The sequence below is a fragment of the Streptomyces sp. AK010 genome (genome assembly GCF_014207295.1).
In the GTDB taxonomy this organism is placed as follows: domain Bacteria; phylum Actinomycetota; class Actinomycetes; order Streptomycetales; family Streptomycetaceae; genus Streptomyces; species Streptomyces massasporeus.
This window is the reverse complement of the sequence record NZ_JACHCX010000012.1, coordinates 55,129-71,200: the sequence shown is the minus strand read 5'-3', so window position 1 is coordinate 71,200 and position 16,072 is coordinate 55,129. Positions and strand designations below refer to the sequence as shown.

Here is a 16,072-nt window from a genome sequence, read left to right as displayed (position 1 = left end):
GCGACGGGCGGGACGGGTGTGATGACGGAACTGGACGCGGTGACCGGAGTCGGGGTGACCGGGGCCGGGGCCGGCGCGGGCAGTGGTCCCGCCGGGCCTCTCGGCGCCGACGCGAGCGAGGCGCTGGCCGCGCTGCACCGGGTCTTCGGGTACGAGGCCTTCCGCGGTGAGCAGGAAGCGGTCATCGAGCATGTGGTGGCGGGCGGTGACGCCGTCGTGCTCATGCCCACCGGTGGCGGCAAGTCGCTGTGCTACCAGATTCCGTCCCTGGTCAGGCCGGGTACGGGTGTGGTCGTGTCCCCGCTCATCGCCCTGATGCAGGACCAGGTGGACGCGCTGCGGGCGCTGGGCGTGCGGGCCGGGTTCATGAACTCCACGCAGGACTTCGACGAGCGGCGGATGGTCGAGGCCGAGTTCCTCGCCGGCGAGCTGGACCTGCTGTACCTGGCCCCGGAGCGGCTGCGGGTGGGGAGCACGCTCGACCTGCTCTCCCGCGGCAAGATCTCCCTCTTCGCGATCGACGAGGCGCACTGCGTCTCCCAGTGGGGCCACGACTTCCGGCCCGACTACCTGGCGCTGTCCCTGCTCGGTGAGCGCTGGCCGGACGTACCGCGCATCGCCCTGACGGCGACGGCCACGCACGCGACGCACCAGGAGATCACCGAGCGGCTGAACATGCCGGCGGCCCGCCATTTCGTGGCGAGCTTCGACCGGCCCAACATCCAGTACCGGATCGTGCCCAAGGCCGACCCGAAGAAGCAGCTGCTGAGCTTCCTGCGCGAGGAGCACGCGGGTGACGCGGGCATCGTCTACTGCCTGTCGCGCAACTCGGTGGAGAAGACCGCCGAGTTTCTCAGCCGCAACGGCGTCGAGGCGGTGCCGTACCACGCGGGCCTGGACGCGGGCACCCGCGCCGCCCACCAGTCCCGCTTCCTGCGGGAGGACGGCCTGGTCGTGGTGGCTACCATCGCCTTCGGCATGGGCATCGACAAGCCGGACGTCCGTTTCGTCGCCCACCTCGACCTGCCCAAGTCGGTCGAGGGCTACTACCAGGAGACGGGCCGGGCCGGCCGCGACGGGCTGCCGTCGACGGCGTGGATGGCCTACGGACTGAACGACGTCATACAGCAGCGCAAGCTGATCCAGTCAGGTGAGGGGGACGAGGTTTTCCGGCGCCGGGCCCAGGCCCACCTGGACTCGATGCTGGCGCTGTGCGAGACGGCCCAGTGCCGCCGGGGCCAGCTCCTCGCCTACTTCGGCCAGGACCCGGACCCGTCCGGCTGCGGCAACTGCGACACCTGCCTGACCCCGCCGGAGACCTGGGACGGCACCGTCGCCGCGCAGAAGGCCCTGTCCACGGTGGTCCGGCTGCAGCGGGAGCGCGGGCAGAAGTTCGGCGCGGTGCAGATCGTCGACATCCTGCTGGGGAAGCGGACCGGCAAGGTCATCCAGTTCGACCACGACCAGCTGTCCGTGTTCGGCATCGGAGAGGAGCTCACCGAGGCCGAATGGCGGGGCGTCATCCGCCAGTTGCTCGCCCAGGGGCTGCTCGCGGTGGAGGGCGAATACGGCACGCTGGTGCTGACCGAGGCCAGCGGGGCGGTACTGCGGCGGGAGCGGGACGTGCCGCTGCGCAAGGAGCCCAAGAAGCCGGCCACCTCCCGGTCGGGTTCTTCGTCCGGGAGTTCCGGGCGAGGCGAGCGCAAGGGCAAGGCCGTCGTCGCCGAGCTGCCCGAAGAGCTGCTGCCGGCCTTCGAGGCGCTGCGTGCCTGGCGCGCCGAGCAGGCTCGTGAGCAGGGCGTCCCGGCGTACGTGATCTTCCACGACGCCACGCTGCGGGAGATCGCCACGGTGTGGCCGACGTCGGCGGGGGAGCTCGGCGGGATCAGCGGCGTCGGCGAGAAGAAGCTCACCACGTACGGGGAGGGTGTGCTGGAGGTGCTCGCGTCGCTGGGCGGGCCGGCGGGCTCCGCCCCCGCGGGCGACTCGTCCCCGGCCCCGACAGCGTCCGGCCAGGCTCCGGCTCACACCCCCGGTCAGGACGCGGGCGAGCCGGACCACTGGCCGGAGATGGACGAGGAGCCGGAGCCCGACGACTGGATATAGGGCCGGGCTCCGGCCGGGTCAGACGGCTCCGGAAGCCGGGCCGGTCACGAGCTGGGGCTTGATGGCCGGGTCGAAGGTGGCGATGCCGTGATCGCCGCGCGGAGGTTGTAGCCGGTGACCGAGACCAGGCGGGTGGGGCTGTTCAGCTGCTTGCCGCGGGCCGCGTTGCTGAGCAGAGTCGCCCATCGAGCCGATGTCGATCTTCCCCGCGGTCATCTGGGCGGTGATGGGGGCGCCGGTGGCGTAGTCCTGCCATGGCTGTCTCCAGGAGTGTGCGCGAGCGGAGTGGTTACCGGGTCCGGTGCAGCAGGCCGCTCATGGTGATGCGGTCGCCGCGGAAACGGATGAACTCCAGGTCGACCGGGCGGCCGTCCGCGAGGTGGGTGAGGCGTTCCAGCATGAGGACGGCGGCGCCGCGCGGGGCCGCGAGCACGGCGGCCGAGTGGGTGTCCGCGCTGACCGCTTCCAGGGTGATCTCGGCGCGGCCGACGTGCCGGCCGGTGGCGGCTTCCAGGAGGCGGAAGACGTCGGTGTTCTCCAGGTCGGCGCCGAGCAGTTCGGTGCCGATGCCGAGGGGGATGTAGGTGAGGTCGAGGGACAGGGGCAGCCCGCCGAGCCTGCGCAGGCGTTCGATGCAGAGGGCGTCGGTGCCGGGCGCGAGCCGGAGGCGGTCGGCGACCGGGGCGGGCGCCGGGGCGGGGCCCATGGTGCGGACCTCGGACGGCCTGCGGGGAGATCCGCCACCACGGCACGAGCCCGCCCGGCTACGACAGCGCCGTCAGCCCCGGGGCGAACGCGATCAGCAGGGGCAGCAGCGGTACGAGCGCGGCCGTCGTGGTGGTGAGGGTGCGGTGCAGGCGGTCCAGCCGGGGCGGCGGTTCCAGGAGCCGGTCGACCCGTTCGCCCAGCAGGCGGTTGCTGGAGGCGCAGGACAGGACGCCGCGGTGCTGGTTGAGCTCGATCAGCGCCAGGGCGGTCGTCAGATGGCCGCAGCGGCGGGAGGCCGTGTCGTCGGCGGCCAGCTCGACCAGGCGGTGCGTCTGGTCGCAGAAGTGGGCGAACAGCGGGATGCGGGGGAAGCCGGTGGCCAGGGCGGTGGAGAGGTGGAGCAGCCAGTCGTGGCGGGCCCGGGCGTGGCCGCGCTCGTGGGCGAGGACGGCGTCGAGCTGGTGGCCGGTGAGGCGGTGCAGGGCGCCCGTGGTGACGATCAGCTGGGGCGGGCTCCCCGGCATCCACCAGGCGTCCGGGTACTCGTCCTCCAGGACCAGCAGCGGGCCCCGGGCCGCCGGCAGGCCGGCCGGCAGGTCGGGGGCGCGCTCGCGCAGATGGGCGCGCGCCTGGGCATGCCGCCGGCGCGCCTCGACGAGCTCCCGCGCGAGCATCGCCGTCGTCCAGGCGGCGCCGCAGGCCAGCAGCAGAGTGAGGGCGGCGGCCCACGGCGGGGCGGTGGACAGGTCGTACGCCGCGGTGACCGCGGGCGGCGCCGGGGCGAACAACTGGGCGCGGACCGTGCCGAAGACGGCTGCGGCGCCCAGGGAGAGCGCCGTCACGCAGGCCAGCAGGACCGTGGCGACCAGACACTGCCAGACCCACAGCGCGAGCACCGGTTCCCGCTCGGGCCACGCGGCCCGGGTCAGCGCCCGGGGAACGGGGGCGGCGGCCGTCACGGCGACGACGCTCAGCAGGAGCAGGCAGACGGTCATGGCCACGGGCTCCGGTTCCTCGTCGGAAGAGGGGCGGACACGGGTGGTGCGGGGGAGGGCGGCCGCCGAGCGCGCCGATGGCCACGACGAGCGTGACGTACGTGCGGGCACACCGCCCCGCGCCCAGTATGACGGGCCGGGCGGTGTGCGTCAGGGGTCGAACGACAACGGAAGGGAGCGCAGGGGCGACCGTCGGCCGGCCCCCGGCCGTCCTGCGTCAGCCCTGGACCACTCGCCCGGTCACCTCGCCCAGCCCCACCCGCACGCCGTGCGGCCCCGGGGCCCAGGCCGAGAGGGTCACCTCGTCACCGTCCTCCAGGAACGTGCGCTTGCCGTCGGGAAGTTCGAGCGGCTCGCGGCCGTTCCAGGTCAGCTCCAGCAGGGAGCCGCGCTCGTTTTCCGCCGGGCCGCTGACCGTGCCGGAGCCGTAGAGGTCGCCGGTGCGCAGGGAGGTGCCGTTGACGGTCATATGGGCCAGCTGCTGGGCGGCCGTCCAGTACATGGTGGAGAAGGGCGGCTCGGAGACGACGTGACCGTTGATCGCGACGCTGATCCGCAGGTCGTAGCCGCCGGGTTCCTCGTCGCTGTCGTCCAGGTACGGCAGCAGCCCGTGCGTCCGGGCCGGGGGCGCCACGAGGGCCTCCTCCAGGGCGTCCAGCGGGGTGATCCACGCCGACACCGACGTGGCGAAGGACTTGCCGAGGAACGGGCCGAGGGGCACGTACTCCCAGGCCTGGACGTCGCGGGCGGACCAGTCGTTGAGGAGGCACAGCCCGAACACGTGCTCGCGGAAGTCGCCGAGGGCCACCGGCGCGCCCATCCGGGACGGCACACCGACGACGAAACCGACCTCGGCCTCGATGTCCAGGCGGACGGACGGGCCGAAGACGGGAGCGGTGTCCGTGGGGGCCTTGCGCTGGCCGGACGGCCGTGCGATCTCCGTGCCGGAGACGACGACCGTGCCGGAGCGGCCGTGGTAGCCGATGGGCAGATGCTTCCAGTTGGGGGTGAGGGAGTCCTCCGCGTCGGGGCGGAAGATCTGCCCGACGTTCCGGGCGTGGTTCTCGGAGGCGTAGAAGTCGACGTAGTCCGCCACCTCGAACGGCAGGTGCAGATCCACCGACGACAGGGGGTGGAACAGCGGCGCGACGGTCTCGCGGTGGGACGGCACGGTCACCCAGGCGGTCAGCGCCCGGCGCACGTCCGACCAGGCCGTGCGCCCCGCGGCCAGCAGCGGGTTGAGGGTCGGCCGGGCGAGCAGGGAGGCGTACGGCGAGCCGAGCGCGTGGGCCGCGGCGCCCGCGTCCAGCACATGGTCGCCGAGCCGGACGCCCACGGTCCGGTGGGACGAGCCGGGCAGGGAGAACACGCCGTACGGCAGATTGTGCGGGCCGAAGGGGTCACCCTCGGGGACATCGAAGGGGGGCATCGGGTGCTGCCTCGCTTTCGGGTGCGCCATGTCGTCACCACGTATTCGTGGTCGTGCCACACGTTACGGGTGACACACCGGTCCTGGGCAGAGTCCGAGGAGGTGGACAGGGACGAACGGGGCAGGTGGGCCCGGGTGGGACCGGACGGGGTGACTCCGGCGGGCCGGACGGGACGCCGCATTCGTACGTGCCGGACGTTATCCACAGGACGCGACGCAATCTTGACGGAGCGGTGCGAACGGGGCGACTCTGGGCGGGTGCCGGAAGGCCTCGGGGAGGGGGCTTTCCCACGGCACATCTGGGGGGCGGATGGCCATAGGGGAGGCCGGTCCGGGTTCGACGCGGCATGGTGCACAGCCGAAGCGGCTGGAAGAGACCATGCGCGTCCGGCTCGGCCGGGAATGTGTGTACGTACCGTCGTGCCGTTTCGGGCTGTACGTGGCGCTGCGCCACTGGTGCCCGCCCGGCGGACGCGTGCTGATGTCGCCGGTCAACGACGACGTGATCTTCTTCGTCGTGCTCGCGGCCGGACTGCGCCCGGTGCAGGCGCCGTTGAACCCGCTCGACGCGTCCATCGACTTCGATGCCGTGCCGGACGAGGTGTGGGGCTCGGTATCGGCCGTGCTCACGACGAATCTGTACGGCAACCCGGACCCGGCGCCGCGCCTCAGGCAGAAGTGCGACGCGCTGGGGATCCCGCTGTTCGAGGACGGGGCGCACGCGATCGGCAGCCGGGTGGGGGACCGGCCGGTCGGGGCGTGGGGCGAGGCGTCGGTGTTCAGCCTGTCGAAGCATGTCGGTGCGAAGGCCGGAGGCATGCTCTCGCTCGCCGACCCCGGGTTACGGGAGGCGGTGGAGAAGACCTGCGCGGGGCTGCTCGCGCCGCGCCGGACGAGCGCCGAACTCGCCTACCTGGTCCGGCCGTACGCGGAGGCGGCGGTGCGCGGGCTGCGGCTGCGGCGCGCCGCCCGGTCCGCGATCCGGCTGCTGGGTCTGGCGGACCGCGAGGAGATCCGGATGCCGCTGCGCCCGGACGAACTCGCCCTCGCCGCCCGTGAGACGCCCGGCCTCGACACCCACCACCCGTGGGTGCGCGTCGACATGCACGACTACCGCCTGGAGCCCGGCCGGCTGCGGCTGCGGCGCATCGGCCACAAGCTCGACCGGCTGGACGAGGTGCTGGACGCCTGCCGGGCGGGCACGGAGCTGCTGCTGTCCACGCCCTGGGCCAAGCCGCGCGAGGGCCACGGGACGCAGCCGCTGTTCCGCGTCCCGCTGTTCGTGGCCGACCGGGACGCGGCCATCGCGGCGCTGGCCCGGCAGGGCATCGTCGTCGGCTACCTCTACGACCCGCCCCTGGACGACTACGCCGGTGCGGAGTTCACCGACCCCTCACCGGCCCCCGAGGCGGCCCGCTGGTTCGCGCGGCACGCGCTGCCCGTGGACCCGCTGCGGGCGCGGACGGTCGCCGCGGTGCTGGAGCGCTCCGGGGCGCAGCCCGTCCGGGCGCCGGGAGAACTGCCCGGGAACAGGCCGGCAGCGGGAGGGCTGGGACAGTCCCGTGGCTGAGATCCAGGTGCACGAGCCCGCCGCCGCGCGCACCGACGGCGGCGGACCGAAGCCTGCCGGCAGCGACCACACCCACGACTCCCTGTTCAAGAACGCCTACTTCCTCATGCTCAGCACCGGCGTCTCCGCCGTACTGGGCCTGGGATTCTGGCTGGTGGCCGCCCGCTACTACACGGAGGAGGCCGTCGGCCAGGGCTCGGCCGCGATCGCCGCGATGCGGCTGCTCGCCAGCATCACCGCGACGACGATGATCGGCGCCGTGGTCCGCTTCGTCCCGCGCGCGGGACGGGAGACCGGGCGTCTGGTGTGGGGCACGTACGTGGCCAGTTCGCTGGTCGTGGCGCTCGCCGCCGCCGTCTTCCTGCTCACGCTCGACGCCTGGGGAGCGTCCTACGCCCCTCTGGGCACGCCCATGGCGGGCGCGGTGTTCGTCGCTGCCTGTGTGGCCTGGGCGTTGCTCACCCTCCAGGACGGCGTGCTCACCGGACTGCGCAAGGCGGAGTGGGTGCCCGCCGGGAACGCGGTGTTCTCCGTCGGGAAGCTGGCCCTCCTGGCCGTCTTCGCCGGCACGCTGCCCGTGCTCGGCATCTTCGTCTCCTGGGCGGTGGCGATCGCCTTCTCCACGCTGCCGCTGGGCTGGCTGATCTTCCGCCGGCTCATCCCGCGGCAGGCGGAGGCCGACCGCGACAAGGAACCCCCGAAGATCAAGGACATGGGCCGCTTCCTGGCCGGGGACTCGCTGGGCGCCCTGTTCAGCCTTGCGATGATCAACCTGCTGCCGGTGATGGTCGCCGTCCGCTTCAGCGCCGCCGAGAACGGCTACTTCTACGTGGCCTACACCGTCGGCGGCACGATGGAGTTCATGGCCATCAACATGGCCTCGTCGCTCACCGCGCACGCCTCGCACGACCCGCGCCAGCTCGCCGACGGCGTCCGGGGCGCCCTGCGGCGCATGACACTGCTGCTGGTCCCGGCCGTGGCCGTGCTGGTCGTCTTCGCCCCGTACATCCTCACGCCCTTCAGCCCGGACTACGCCGAGCACGGCTCGACCGTGCTGCGGCTGCTCGCCCTCGGCGCCCTGCCACGGGTGGTGGTGGAGCTGTACATCGGCGTGCTGCGCGTCCAGGGGCGCACGGGTGTGCTGGCCGCGCTCCAAGGCACCATGTGCGCCCTGGTGCTGGGCTGCGCCGCCGTGCTGTTCACCCCGGCCGGGATCGCCGGGGCCGGCTGGGCGGTGCTGCTGAGCATGACGCTGATCGCCGTCGTCTCCATGGCCGGTCTGCGCGCGGCCCTGCGCCAGGACGACAGCGCACCCCCGGCCCGTACGCCCGCCGACCCCGCCTACGGCACCCACTGGGCGAAACTCAACGCCACCGCCGGGTACGGCACGACCTGGGCCCGCCGGGCCGCCTACCAGCCCAGGGACGGCGACCAGAACACGGTCACGCTGTTCATCGGACGCCCCGGCTACGAACGCGAGGCGCTCCAGGCGGACACGCTGGCGCTGATCGTGCGACCGGAGGGACCGACCAGCGAACCGCCCCACGGGCCCCGGGAACCGGAGCAGGAGCCGCAGGAGCGGCGGCTGAGAGGTGCCCTGTGGAGCCTGCTCGCGGTGGCCTGCCTCTTCTTCCTCGCTCCGCTGCGGGACCTGCCGTGGCTCGACGGCGCCTCGCGGGCCGTCCTGAGCGGACGTCAGTTGCTGGAGGGCCTGCCCCCGCCGTCGCTCACCGCGGGCGGCCTGCTGCTCGTGGTGTTCGTCGCCGCCGTCACGCTGAGCACCCGGCGCGACCCGTGGCTGCCCGGCACCGCACTGGCCGCCGCCCTGCTCGCCCTGTACGCCGCACCGGTCGCCCTCGGACGGGAACCGCGGCCGGTGGACGGGGCGTTCTATGAGAAGACGGCCGGCTTCCTGGCGGACGCGCTCGGGCTCGACGGGCCCGAGCCGCTGCTGCGCTGGGCGCCGCCGGCCTGCCAGCTGCTGTGTCTCCTACCGCTGGGGCTGCTGCTCGCGAGGGCGGGCGGGCGGCTGACGTGGCCGGGGCGCTGGGGGGTGCTGTATCTCGTCGCGGTCGGCGGCTGGGCGTGGCGCGACGCGCTCGCACCCCTCGCGCCGCCCCTGCTCCTCGCCCTCGCGCTGCTCCTGCCGCTCCATCGCGCCGCGTCGGCGTGGGCGCGCTCCCGCACCACGGCCTCACCGGGCCCCCTAGCCGACCGAACGGCCGGCGGACCACCGACCGGACCGCCCCGCGACTGATCACACCCGAAGCCGATACCGATCCGGGCTCAGGGCCGGACAAGCCGAAGCAGAGCCGAGACAGAGCCGAAGAGAGCAACCGCCAGGGGGGAACCACCGTGCGTCCGCCAACCACACCGAGGGAGAGATCCACGCCGGAACCCACACCCGCACGGGACGGCGCGAACACCTCCGGCAGCGGCCCCGAGACGGCCAGCCAGTCCTCGAGCCCGTCCTCCTCGGAGTCCTCCAGCCCCGCCCACGAGCCCGTGACGGATCTGTCCGACCTGCCCCCCGCCTGGTCCGGGCGGGGCGCCCAGGCCTGGCCCGGTGTTCCGCTGCTCGTCGCGCTCGCACTGTGGGCGTACGCCATGCGGCACACCGACGTCTCGCGGCTCGACGACTACGGTCTGGTCAGCGCGCTGCACCCGGCCTTCTGGGCGGGGCTCGCGGTGCTCACCACCGGCTTCTGGTTCACGGTCCGCGACGCGCGCCGGGCGGCCGCCTGGTCGGCGGCGTACGTGCTCGGTCTGCTGGTGATGGAGCGGGCCACGCAGGCGGTGCTCTACCCGACCCCGCTGTACGCCTGGGCGTGGAAGCACGAGGCGGTCATCGACCATCTGCTCACGGCCGGCGGTCTGCAGACGGCCGATCAGGTCGGCGACATGGCCGTGTACGACCAGTGGCCGGGCTTCTTCGCCGCCCAGGCCGCCCTGCAGCGGCTGCTGGGCGTGGACTCGGCGGCGATGTTCATGGCCTGGTGGCCCCTGGCCTCCAGTCTGATGCTGCTGCTCCCGCTGCTGCTGATCTACCGCACCTTCACCGAGGACCGGCGGCTGATCTGGACCTCGGTCTGGCTCTTCTACGTCGCCAACTGGGTGGGGCAGGACTACTTCTCTCCCCAGTCGGTGGCGTACGCGCTGCACGTGGGCGTGCTCGCGGTCGTCCTGCGGCGCTTCGGCCGGTCCGCGGTGCGGCGGGGCCGGCCGCGGCAGGCCGTGTGGACCGTGGTGATCACCGTCATGATCGTGGCGATCGTCATCTCCCACCAGCTCACCCCGGGCATGCTGGTCGTCTGCCTGCTCGCCCTGTGCCTGAGCCGCCGCTACCGCGACTGGGTCCCGGTGGTCACGACCGTCGTGATCTTCCTGGTCTGGTGCCTCACGGCCGCGCTGCCCTTCCTGTCCGCGGCGATGCCGGACATGATCCGCTCCATCGGCGACGTCGGGGCCAACGTCGAGACGGGCTACGGCGCCACCCCGACCGGCACCGGAGCGATCGCCACCTCCTGGGCGGCCCGGCTGCTGTCCGGTTCCGTGCTGCTGCTCGCGGCCGTCGGCGTGCTGCGCCAGCGTGTGCTGCGCCACCGCGCGTGGCCCCTGCTGCTGGTCGCGGCGGCCCCGCTGCCGATGTTCGCGGCGAGCAGTTACGGCAGCGAGATGGTCTTCCGGGTGCTGCTGTTCATGCTGCCCGGCGCCGCCTTCTTCGCCGCCGCCGCGCTGCTGCCCAAGGTCCGCACGCTGGCCGCCGACGCCGCCGCACAGGAGACCGGCAAAGGCCGGGCCCCCGGCCCCGCCACGGCCCGCCGGTGGGGGATCGGCACCTGGGTGCCGCTGGCCGCGCTGCTCGGCGGAACCCTGGCGTTCGTCCCGGCCTACTCGGGCAAGGACCGGATCAACTACTTCCCGCCGCAGGAAGTCGCCCTCGTACGGCAGCTCTTCGACCAGGCACCGGACGGCTCGCTGGTCGTGGCCGCCAACCGCAACTACCCGGACGCGTACGCCTCCTACTGGAGCGTCGACCACTACTGGTTCCTCGACGACGCCCGCAGTCACGTCGACCGGATCGTCAGGAGCCCCGCCGCCACCCTCGCGCGGGACATGGCCGGGGTGGAGCGGCCGGGCCGGGCCTACTTCCTGCTCACCCAGGGGCAGCTGGCCAACTCCGAGATGAACGGGCAGCTCGACAAGGCGCAGCTGAACCGCATCCAGAGGTCCGTCGCCGCGTCGCCGCGGTTCCGGCTGGTGGCGGAGAACAGCGCCGGGTGGCTCTACGTGCTGAAGCAGTCAGGGGGAGCGGAGCGATGACACCGCAGGAACTCGTGGTCCGGATGCTGCCCCCGTTCGGCGGCTGGCTGGCGCTGGCCGCGCTCGCCCTGCCCGGCGGATCGCCGCTGCGGGGCGCGGCGGTCGTGCTCTTCCTGGCGGCGGGCCCGGGCGCGGCCGCGGTCAGAGTCTGCGCCCCCGCCCTGGGGGCGCGGCCCGCCGAAGGGCCCGTGGAGCGCCGGGAGGCGGACTTCGCCCGCCACTCCGACCTGCTGGAACGGCTGATGCTGACGCTGTTCCTGAGCATCGGCGCGTTGATGCTCGTCGCGACCGTGCTGATCGCCACGCACACCTTCAGCGCACAGCGGGTGCTGCTGACGCTGACGCTGCTGACCACACTCGCCGCGTTCTGTCCGCCCCTGCGCGCCTCCCCGCGGCCGAGGACACCGAAGGGTTCCGCTCAGTGAGGTTCAACCGTCCCCCCCGTCCCTTTCGCCGCACGCCGAGCACGACCGGAGGACAGCACCGAAAAGATCCACACGAGGAGAGGTCCGCCGGCCCGTCGGCATCGGGCCGGCGCCGACTGCTGATCACCTCCGCCACGGTCGTCAGCGCCGTCCTGGTCGCCGCGTTCGCCCTGCGGGACGCATCGGGGCCGGACTCGGGAGCCGCCGGCCCCAAGGCGGACTGCCGCCCCACGGCCCTCCTCGAACCGCCCTGCGGCGCCTGGTTCGGCGCGTTCGTGCCGCACGAGCGGGACGACCTCCCGGAGAAGGTGCGCGCCTACGAGAAGCGCGTGGGGCGCGAGCTCGACATCGTGTACACGTACCACGACATGTCCCTGGCCTCGGGCACCCGCCGCGAGGGCCGGCTGCTCACCCCCGAGGAACAGCGCGTCGGCGAGGACCATCTGCTGTTGCTCTCCTGGGAGAGCAAGTGGTGGGGCGGCACCAGGCAGCAGCAGCCGACCTGGAAGCAGATCGCCTCCGGCGAGCTGGACGACAAGGTCATCGACGTCCAGGCCCGGCGCATCAAGGACTACGGCAAGAAGGTGTTCCTCTCCTTCGACCTGGAGATGGACACCCGCACCCCGGCCAGCGGCACACCCGCCGACTATGTGAAGGCCTACCGGCACATCCACGACCGGTTCCGCGAACTGGGCGTGGACAACGTGGTGTGGACGTGGATCACCACCGGGTACCTCGACCACGCGGACGAGATCAAGAAGATGTACCCGGGCGACGACTACGTCGACTGGGTCGGCTACAACCAGTACAACTACTACCGCTGCCACGACGCCGGCTGGCTGACCTTCGCGCAGACGCAAGCCGCCACGCACGACTGGATCCGGGAGAACATCTCCGACGGCAAGCCGCTGATGCTCTCCGAGTTCGGCACCGCCGCGGACGCGAACCGCCCGCAGCGGCAGGCCGAGTGGTACGCGCGGGTGCCCGGGGTGCTCAAGGACCTGGACGGCGTCAAGGCCGCCCTCCAGTGGAACTACCGCGACCCCGGACCGCACTGCAACCTGGCGCTGGCGAACGACGCGGCCTGGGACAGCCTGCGCAAGGCGGTCGCAGACCCGTACCTCAACCAGCCGCTGCGGTAGTCCCCGCCGGGGCTCACCCCGCGAACTCGGGCCCGTGCACCACCGCACGGGCCCGGCGGTACCAGCGCCAGGCGATCGTCTTCGGCCCGTCGCGGTACGGCGCGACCCGCGCGCCCGCCCCCGCCAGCCAGCCCTCGACGTCGGCGACGGTGTGGGTGCGCCGGACGATGAGCCGGGCGATGCGGTACCGCTCGTCGCGATCGGAGCTGAGCGCGTGCCGCACCGCGGTCGCCGTCTCGTAGCCCGCCCGGGCCGACATGGCCCGCACCCGGGGGCTGTTGTAGCCGTGCGGATAGGCGAGGTGCCGGATCTCGTGCCCGAGGGCGTCCTCCAGCACGGATTTGGAGGTGCGCAGTTCGTACGCCAGGGCCTTGGCGGACAGGGTGTCGAGCTGCGCGTGCGTGACGGTGTGACTGCCGATCTCCATGCCGGAACGTTCCAGCTCCGCCGCCCGGGCCAGGGTCATCATCGGGGCGGGCGGCAGCAGACTGCGGCCGCCCGGGGCGATGGCGCCGGTGGTGAGGTAGGCGGTGGCGGGCAGCCCGCGTGCGGCCAGGACCTCAGCGGTGGGGCCGGGCAGATCGGCGAACCCGTCGTCGAAGGTGAGCAGCACCGGCCGGGGCGGCAGGGGCGCCCGGCCGGCCAGATGATCGGCGACCGTAGTGATCGTGACGGGCGTACGCCCACTGCCGGTGATGACGTCGAGATGCGCCGCGAACTGCCGTGGTGTGACCGTGAACTCGGCGATCCAATCGGGCGGGTCGTCCATCACCGCGTGGTAGAGGAAAACGGGGATGGCCGGGGTGCCCGAGGGCGATATGGGCCCCTCATCACGGGTTCGTGCCGACGTCGTCATCTCGCCCCCTGAGGGGTCTTCGCCCGCTGAGCCGTCTGCTCCCGAACCGCCGCGCGCAGCGCGTACCGCGCCCGCAGATAGCCGACGGGCCCGTAGACCATCCCCCGGCGCTGCAACCGCGACAGCCGCCGCGGCCAGGGGTGCGTCCGCTCGTCGTGGTCGCCCGGTGCGCCGGTGCCGTCCGCCTGGTCCGTGTCGCGCACGGCCGTCAGGGTGCGGGCGCGGGCGAGGCCGCGGGGCAGCCTCGCGAGGAACGCCGGCAGCAGCGCGGGCCGGTTCACGAGCACCGCGGTGAGGTACGCCGTGAGCCCGGCGCCGTAGCCGTACGCCTGGGTCTCCAGATCCCGCCAGGTCTCCCGGTGGTGGTGCCACACCAGGGCGTACGGCGTGTAGTGCAGCCGGTGGCCCTGGGCCAGGACGCGGACGAAGCCGTAGAGGTCGTCGCCGCCCCGGGCCGCCGTGCCGGCCCCGGTGGCCGGGTCGAAACCGCCGACGGAACGCAGCACGGCCGTGCGGAACGCCATGTTCGCGCCCGATCCGAACCGCCCGGCCGTGAACGGGAACAGCGGCTCGTCGCCCGGCGGGTGCGCCGGGTCGTACGTCCTTGGAGTGAAACCCTTCGCGAAGCCGCCGTGACTCTCCAGCAGCACCTGGGCCGGGGTCGTCAGCCGCGCCGGCAGGATCAGCCCGGTGCTGCACCCGAGTCCGGCGTCGGCTGCGAAGGGCGCGGTCAGCTCGGTCAGCCAGCGCGGGTCGGCGACCACGTCGTCGTCGGTGAAGGCGACGACCTCGCCGCGCACGGCGTCCAGCCCGGCGTTGTGCGCGGCTGCGAGCCCCGGAACGGGCTCACAGACGTACCGCACGCGCTCGGCGTACTTCCGCTCGACCAGTTCCCGCGTCTCGTCCGTGACCGGCGCGTTGTCGACGACGACGATCTCGAACCGCGGATGGTCCTGCGCCAGCAGCGAGTCCAGCGCCCGGGCCAGCTGCCCGGCCCGCTCCCGGGTCGCGACGACGACGGTCGTGAACGGCGCCTGACCGGCTCCGCTGAAGACGGCCGCCCCGCACTCCGCCCGCGCCCGCTCCGCCAGCACGGCCTTCGCATCCGCCCCCTCCGCTACCCGCCCGAGCAGCGTGCCCACGGGTCGGCCGCCCCTCCTGACCAGGACGAACACCTCTCCGTGCGTCACGGGCGGACTCCCCGGACCGGGTCTGAGCACCGCCTCGTCACCATCGAGGTCCAGCTCGGCGACCTGCACCGCCCCGATGTCCAGGAACCGCCGTATCTCCTCCTGCGCACGCGCCGAACGGGCCATGCGCCCACCCCCCTCGTGAAGTCAGGTACGGCGCAGCCGGGCCGCGCCCTTCAGCGTCCGCGAGGCCAGCGACGCGAGCCGGGGCCTGCCGCGGACGAAGCTGTGCGCGCGGCGTGCCGGTTCGCGGCTCAGCCAGTGCAGTGCCGCGCCCGCCCCCGGACGGGTCACCGCACCCTCGTACACGGGCAGTTCGCCCGTCTTCAGCGCGTCCTTGTACTCGGCCGCGCCCCTCCCCAGGTCGAGCGTGCCGATCCCTTCGGCGGCCGCCGCCTCGGCCATCCGCAGGTGCAGCACCAGACCCGGCGAGAACCTCGCGAACTCCGGGTCGTAGGCCGGGAACCAGCAGGCCAGCACCGAGGCCGAACGCAGCCCGAAGTGCGCGGCGACGGGCCGCTCACCGGCGTACAGCACGGACAGCGTGCCGCTGCACTCCGGCGCCCGGGTCCCGGCCAGCCGCCCGACGAGCCGGGTGATCCACTCCTGGGCGAACCGGTCCCGGCGGCCGGTCCTGCGGTACTGCGCGGACTTCCACTCCATGAGCGTGCGCAGCGCGGCCGGATCGCGTTCGTCGAACACGAACCGCACCTCGCCCGCCTGCCGTCCCAGCTTGCGCTCTTTGGCCAGCGTGGTCTTCAGGAACTTCGGCGACTGCGCGCGCAGCACCGACTCGTACGTCTCGTAGCCCTTCTCCACGTCGATGACGTAGGTGGCGTACTCCTCGGCCGCGTACCGGACGAACAGCCGCTGCTCGGCCTCCAGATTGTCGAAGGCGAAGCTCGACAGCGAGCAGGCCCTCAGCAGTTCGTCCGTCTCCAGGCCGAGGCCGGGCCGCAGGATCGCGCCCTGCGCGTCCGAGACGCCGAGCCCGATCGCCCGGCCCTGGCCCAACCGGCCCCGCTCGTAGGGCAGGAAACCGGCCGGCTCCGGCCCGTCGTACACCACGGCCACCCGGGCCCCGGGTCTGACCCGGCCGACGGCTTCGGTGAACTCCGGCTCCATGAAAGGGTTGCGCGGTGCCTCCGAGGCGGCGCGCAGCGCACGCCAGCGCTCCCTCTCCCCTTCGCCGAGCTCCCCGGGCCCAGCCACGCGAATGCGCCCACTGCTCAACCTGACCCCCCGATCAAGTCCCCCCTGGACACTTGGAAGGTACCGCTCTGCGCGGCCCCACGGGTAGGTAGCGGAGCATGTTGTCGCCAACTGGT

The 16,072-nt window shown here is 73.1% G+C and carries 11 protein-coding genes and 2 pseudogenes; 6 read left to right on the top strand and 7 right to left on the bottom strand.

Going from position 1 to position 16,072, the window contains the following annotated elements; all coding sequences use genetic code 11:
- Nucleotides 1-21: 21 nt before the first annotated feature.
- On the top strand, nucleotides 22-2,106 hold the full coding sequence (gene recQ, locus HDC93_RS22800) for a DNA helicase RecQ (RefSeq protein ID WP_398986041.1): 2,085 nt from the start codon (nucleotides 22-24) through the stop codon (nucleotides 2,104-2,106).
- An 89-nt stretch (nucleotides 2,107-2,195) separates the two neighbouring features.
- Here the strand turns inward: recQ and HDC93_RS38630 are convergent.
- The 4 genes and pseudogenes from HDC93_RS38630 to fahA all read right to left on the bottom strand — a co-directional run.
- Nucleotides 2,196-2,364, bottom strand: a pseudogene (locus HDC93_RS38630) (ABC transporter substrate-binding protein); the annotation flags it as partial.
- A gap of 31 nt (nucleotides 2,365-2,395) precedes the next feature.
- Nucleotides 2,396-2,827 (bottom strand): annotated as a pseudogene (locus HDC93_RS22795) (GntR family transcriptional regulator); the annotation flags it as partial.
- A gap of 43 nt (nucleotides 2,828-2,870) precedes the next feature.
- Complete coding sequence (locus HDC93_RS22790; RefSeq protein WP_185012848.1) at nucleotides 2,871-3,809, bottom strand: M56 family metallopeptidase; 939 nt, start codon at nucleotides 3,807-3,809, stop codon at nucleotides 2,871-2,873.
- A gap of 217 nt (nucleotides 3,810-4,026) precedes the next feature.
- Complete coding sequence (gene fahA / locus HDC93_RS22785; RefSeq protein WP_185012708.1) at nucleotides 4,027-5,238, bottom strand: fumarylacetoacetase; 1,212 nt, start codon at nucleotides 5,236-5,238, stop codon at nucleotides 4,027-4,029.
- 310 nt (nucleotides 5,239-5,548) lie between these two features.
- On the opposite strand from fahA, the gene HDC93_RS22780 reads away from it, so the two are divergent.
- From HDC93_RS22780 to HDC93_RS22760, 5 genes are all read left to right on the top strand, one after another.
- Nucleotides 5,549-6,808 (top strand): DegT/DnrJ/EryC1/StrS family aminotransferase, encoded by a 1,260-nt coding sequence (locus HDC93_RS22780; RefSeq protein WP_185012707.1) that lies wholly within the window; start codon nucleotides 5,549-5,551, stop codon nucleotides 6,806-6,808.
- A complete protein-coding gene (locus tag HDC93_RS22775) occupies nucleotides 6,801-9,065 on the top strand; it encodes a lipopolysaccharide biosynthesis protein (RefSeq protein ID WP_311774600.1) in 2,265 nt (754 codons plus the stop codon). Before HDC93_RS22780 ends, HDC93_RS22775 begins: the two co-directional genes overlap by 8 nt.
- A gap of 248 nt (nucleotides 9,066-9,313) precedes the next feature.
- Nucleotides 9,314-11,131 carry a glycosyltransferase gene (locus HDC93_RS22770; protein ID WP_185012706.1) on the top strand — a complete coding sequence of 606 codons (1,818 nt, stop codon included), beginning with the start codon at nucleotides 9,314-9,316 and terminating at the stop codon, nucleotides 11,129-11,131.
- Nucleotides 11,128-11,556, top strand: coding sequence for a hypothetical protein (locus tag HDC93_RS22765; protein WP_185012705.1), 429 nt, complete (start codon nucleotides 11,128-11,130; stop codon nucleotides 11,554-11,556). The genes HDC93_RS22770 and HDC93_RS22765 overlap by 4 nt, the downstream gene beginning before the upstream one ends.
- Nucleotides 11,553-12,698, top strand: a complete 1,146-nt coding sequence (locus tag HDC93_RS22760; RefSeq protein ID WP_311774599.1) for a glycosyl hydrolase — start codon at nucleotides 11,553-11,555, stop codon at nucleotides 12,696-12,698. The genes HDC93_RS22765 and HDC93_RS22760 overlap by 4 nt, the downstream gene beginning before the upstream one ends.
- Nucleotides 12,699-12,711: 13 nt before the next feature.
- Here HDC93_RS22760 and HDC93_RS22755 read toward each other — a convergent pair whose 3' ends face one another.
- The 3 genes from HDC93_RS22755 to HDC93_RS22745 form a co-directional block, all read right to left on the bottom strand.
- Entirely contained in the window at nucleotides 12,712-13,467 is a 756-nt protein-coding gene (locus HDC93_RS22755) for a polysaccharide deacetylase family protein (protein WP_185012704.1), read from the bottom strand.
- 83 nt (nucleotides 13,468-13,550) lie between these two features.
- The gene (locus HDC93_RS22750; protein WP_185012703.1) at nucleotides 13,551-14,870 is read right to left on the bottom strand and encodes a glycosyltransferase family 2 protein; all 1,320 of its coding nucleotides are present in this window, start codon (nucleotides 14,868-14,870) and stop codon (nucleotides 13,551-13,553) included.
- A 21-nt stretch (nucleotides 14,871-14,891) separates the two neighbouring features.
- Nucleotides 14,892-15,962 (bottom strand): GNAT family N-acetyltransferase, encoded by a 1,071-nt coding sequence (locus HDC93_RS22745; RefSeq protein WP_398986147.1) that lies wholly within the window; start codon nucleotides 15,960-15,962, stop codon nucleotides 14,892-14,894.
- Nucleotides 15,963-16,072: the final 110 nt, after the last annotated feature.

What these genes read in the sequence shown, in the direction of transcription:
- recQ (WP_398986041.1), top strand. Translation starts at nt 22, where the DNA reads ATGACGGAACTGGACGCGGTGACCGGAGTCGGGGTGACCGGGGCCGGG.
- HDC93_RS22790 (WP_185012848.1), bottom strand. Translation starts at nt 3,809, where the DNA reads ATGACCGTCTGCCTGCTCCTGCTGAGCGTCGTCGCCGTGACGGCCGCC.
- fahA (WP_185012708.1), bottom strand. Translation starts at nt 5,238, where the DNA reads ATGCCCCCCTTCGATGTCCCCGAGGGTGACCCCTTCGGCCCGCACAAT.
- HDC93_RS22780 (WP_185012707.1), top strand. Translation starts at nt 5,549, where the DNA reads ATGGCCATAGGGGAGGCCGGTCCGGGTTCGACGCGGCATGGTGCACAG.
- HDC93_RS22765 (WP_185012705.1), top strand. Translation starts at nt 11,128, where the DNA reads ATGACACCGCAGGAACTCGTGGTCCGGATGCTGCCCCCGTTCGGCGGC.
- HDC93_RS22755 (WP_185012704.1), bottom strand. Translation starts at nt 13,467, where the DNA reads ATGGACGACCCGCCCGATTGGATCGCCGAGTTCACGGTCACACCACGG.
- HDC93_RS22750 (WP_185012703.1), bottom strand. Translation starts at nt 14,870, where the DNA reads ATGGCCCGTTCGGCGCGTGCGCAGGAGGAGATACGGCGGTTCCTGGAC.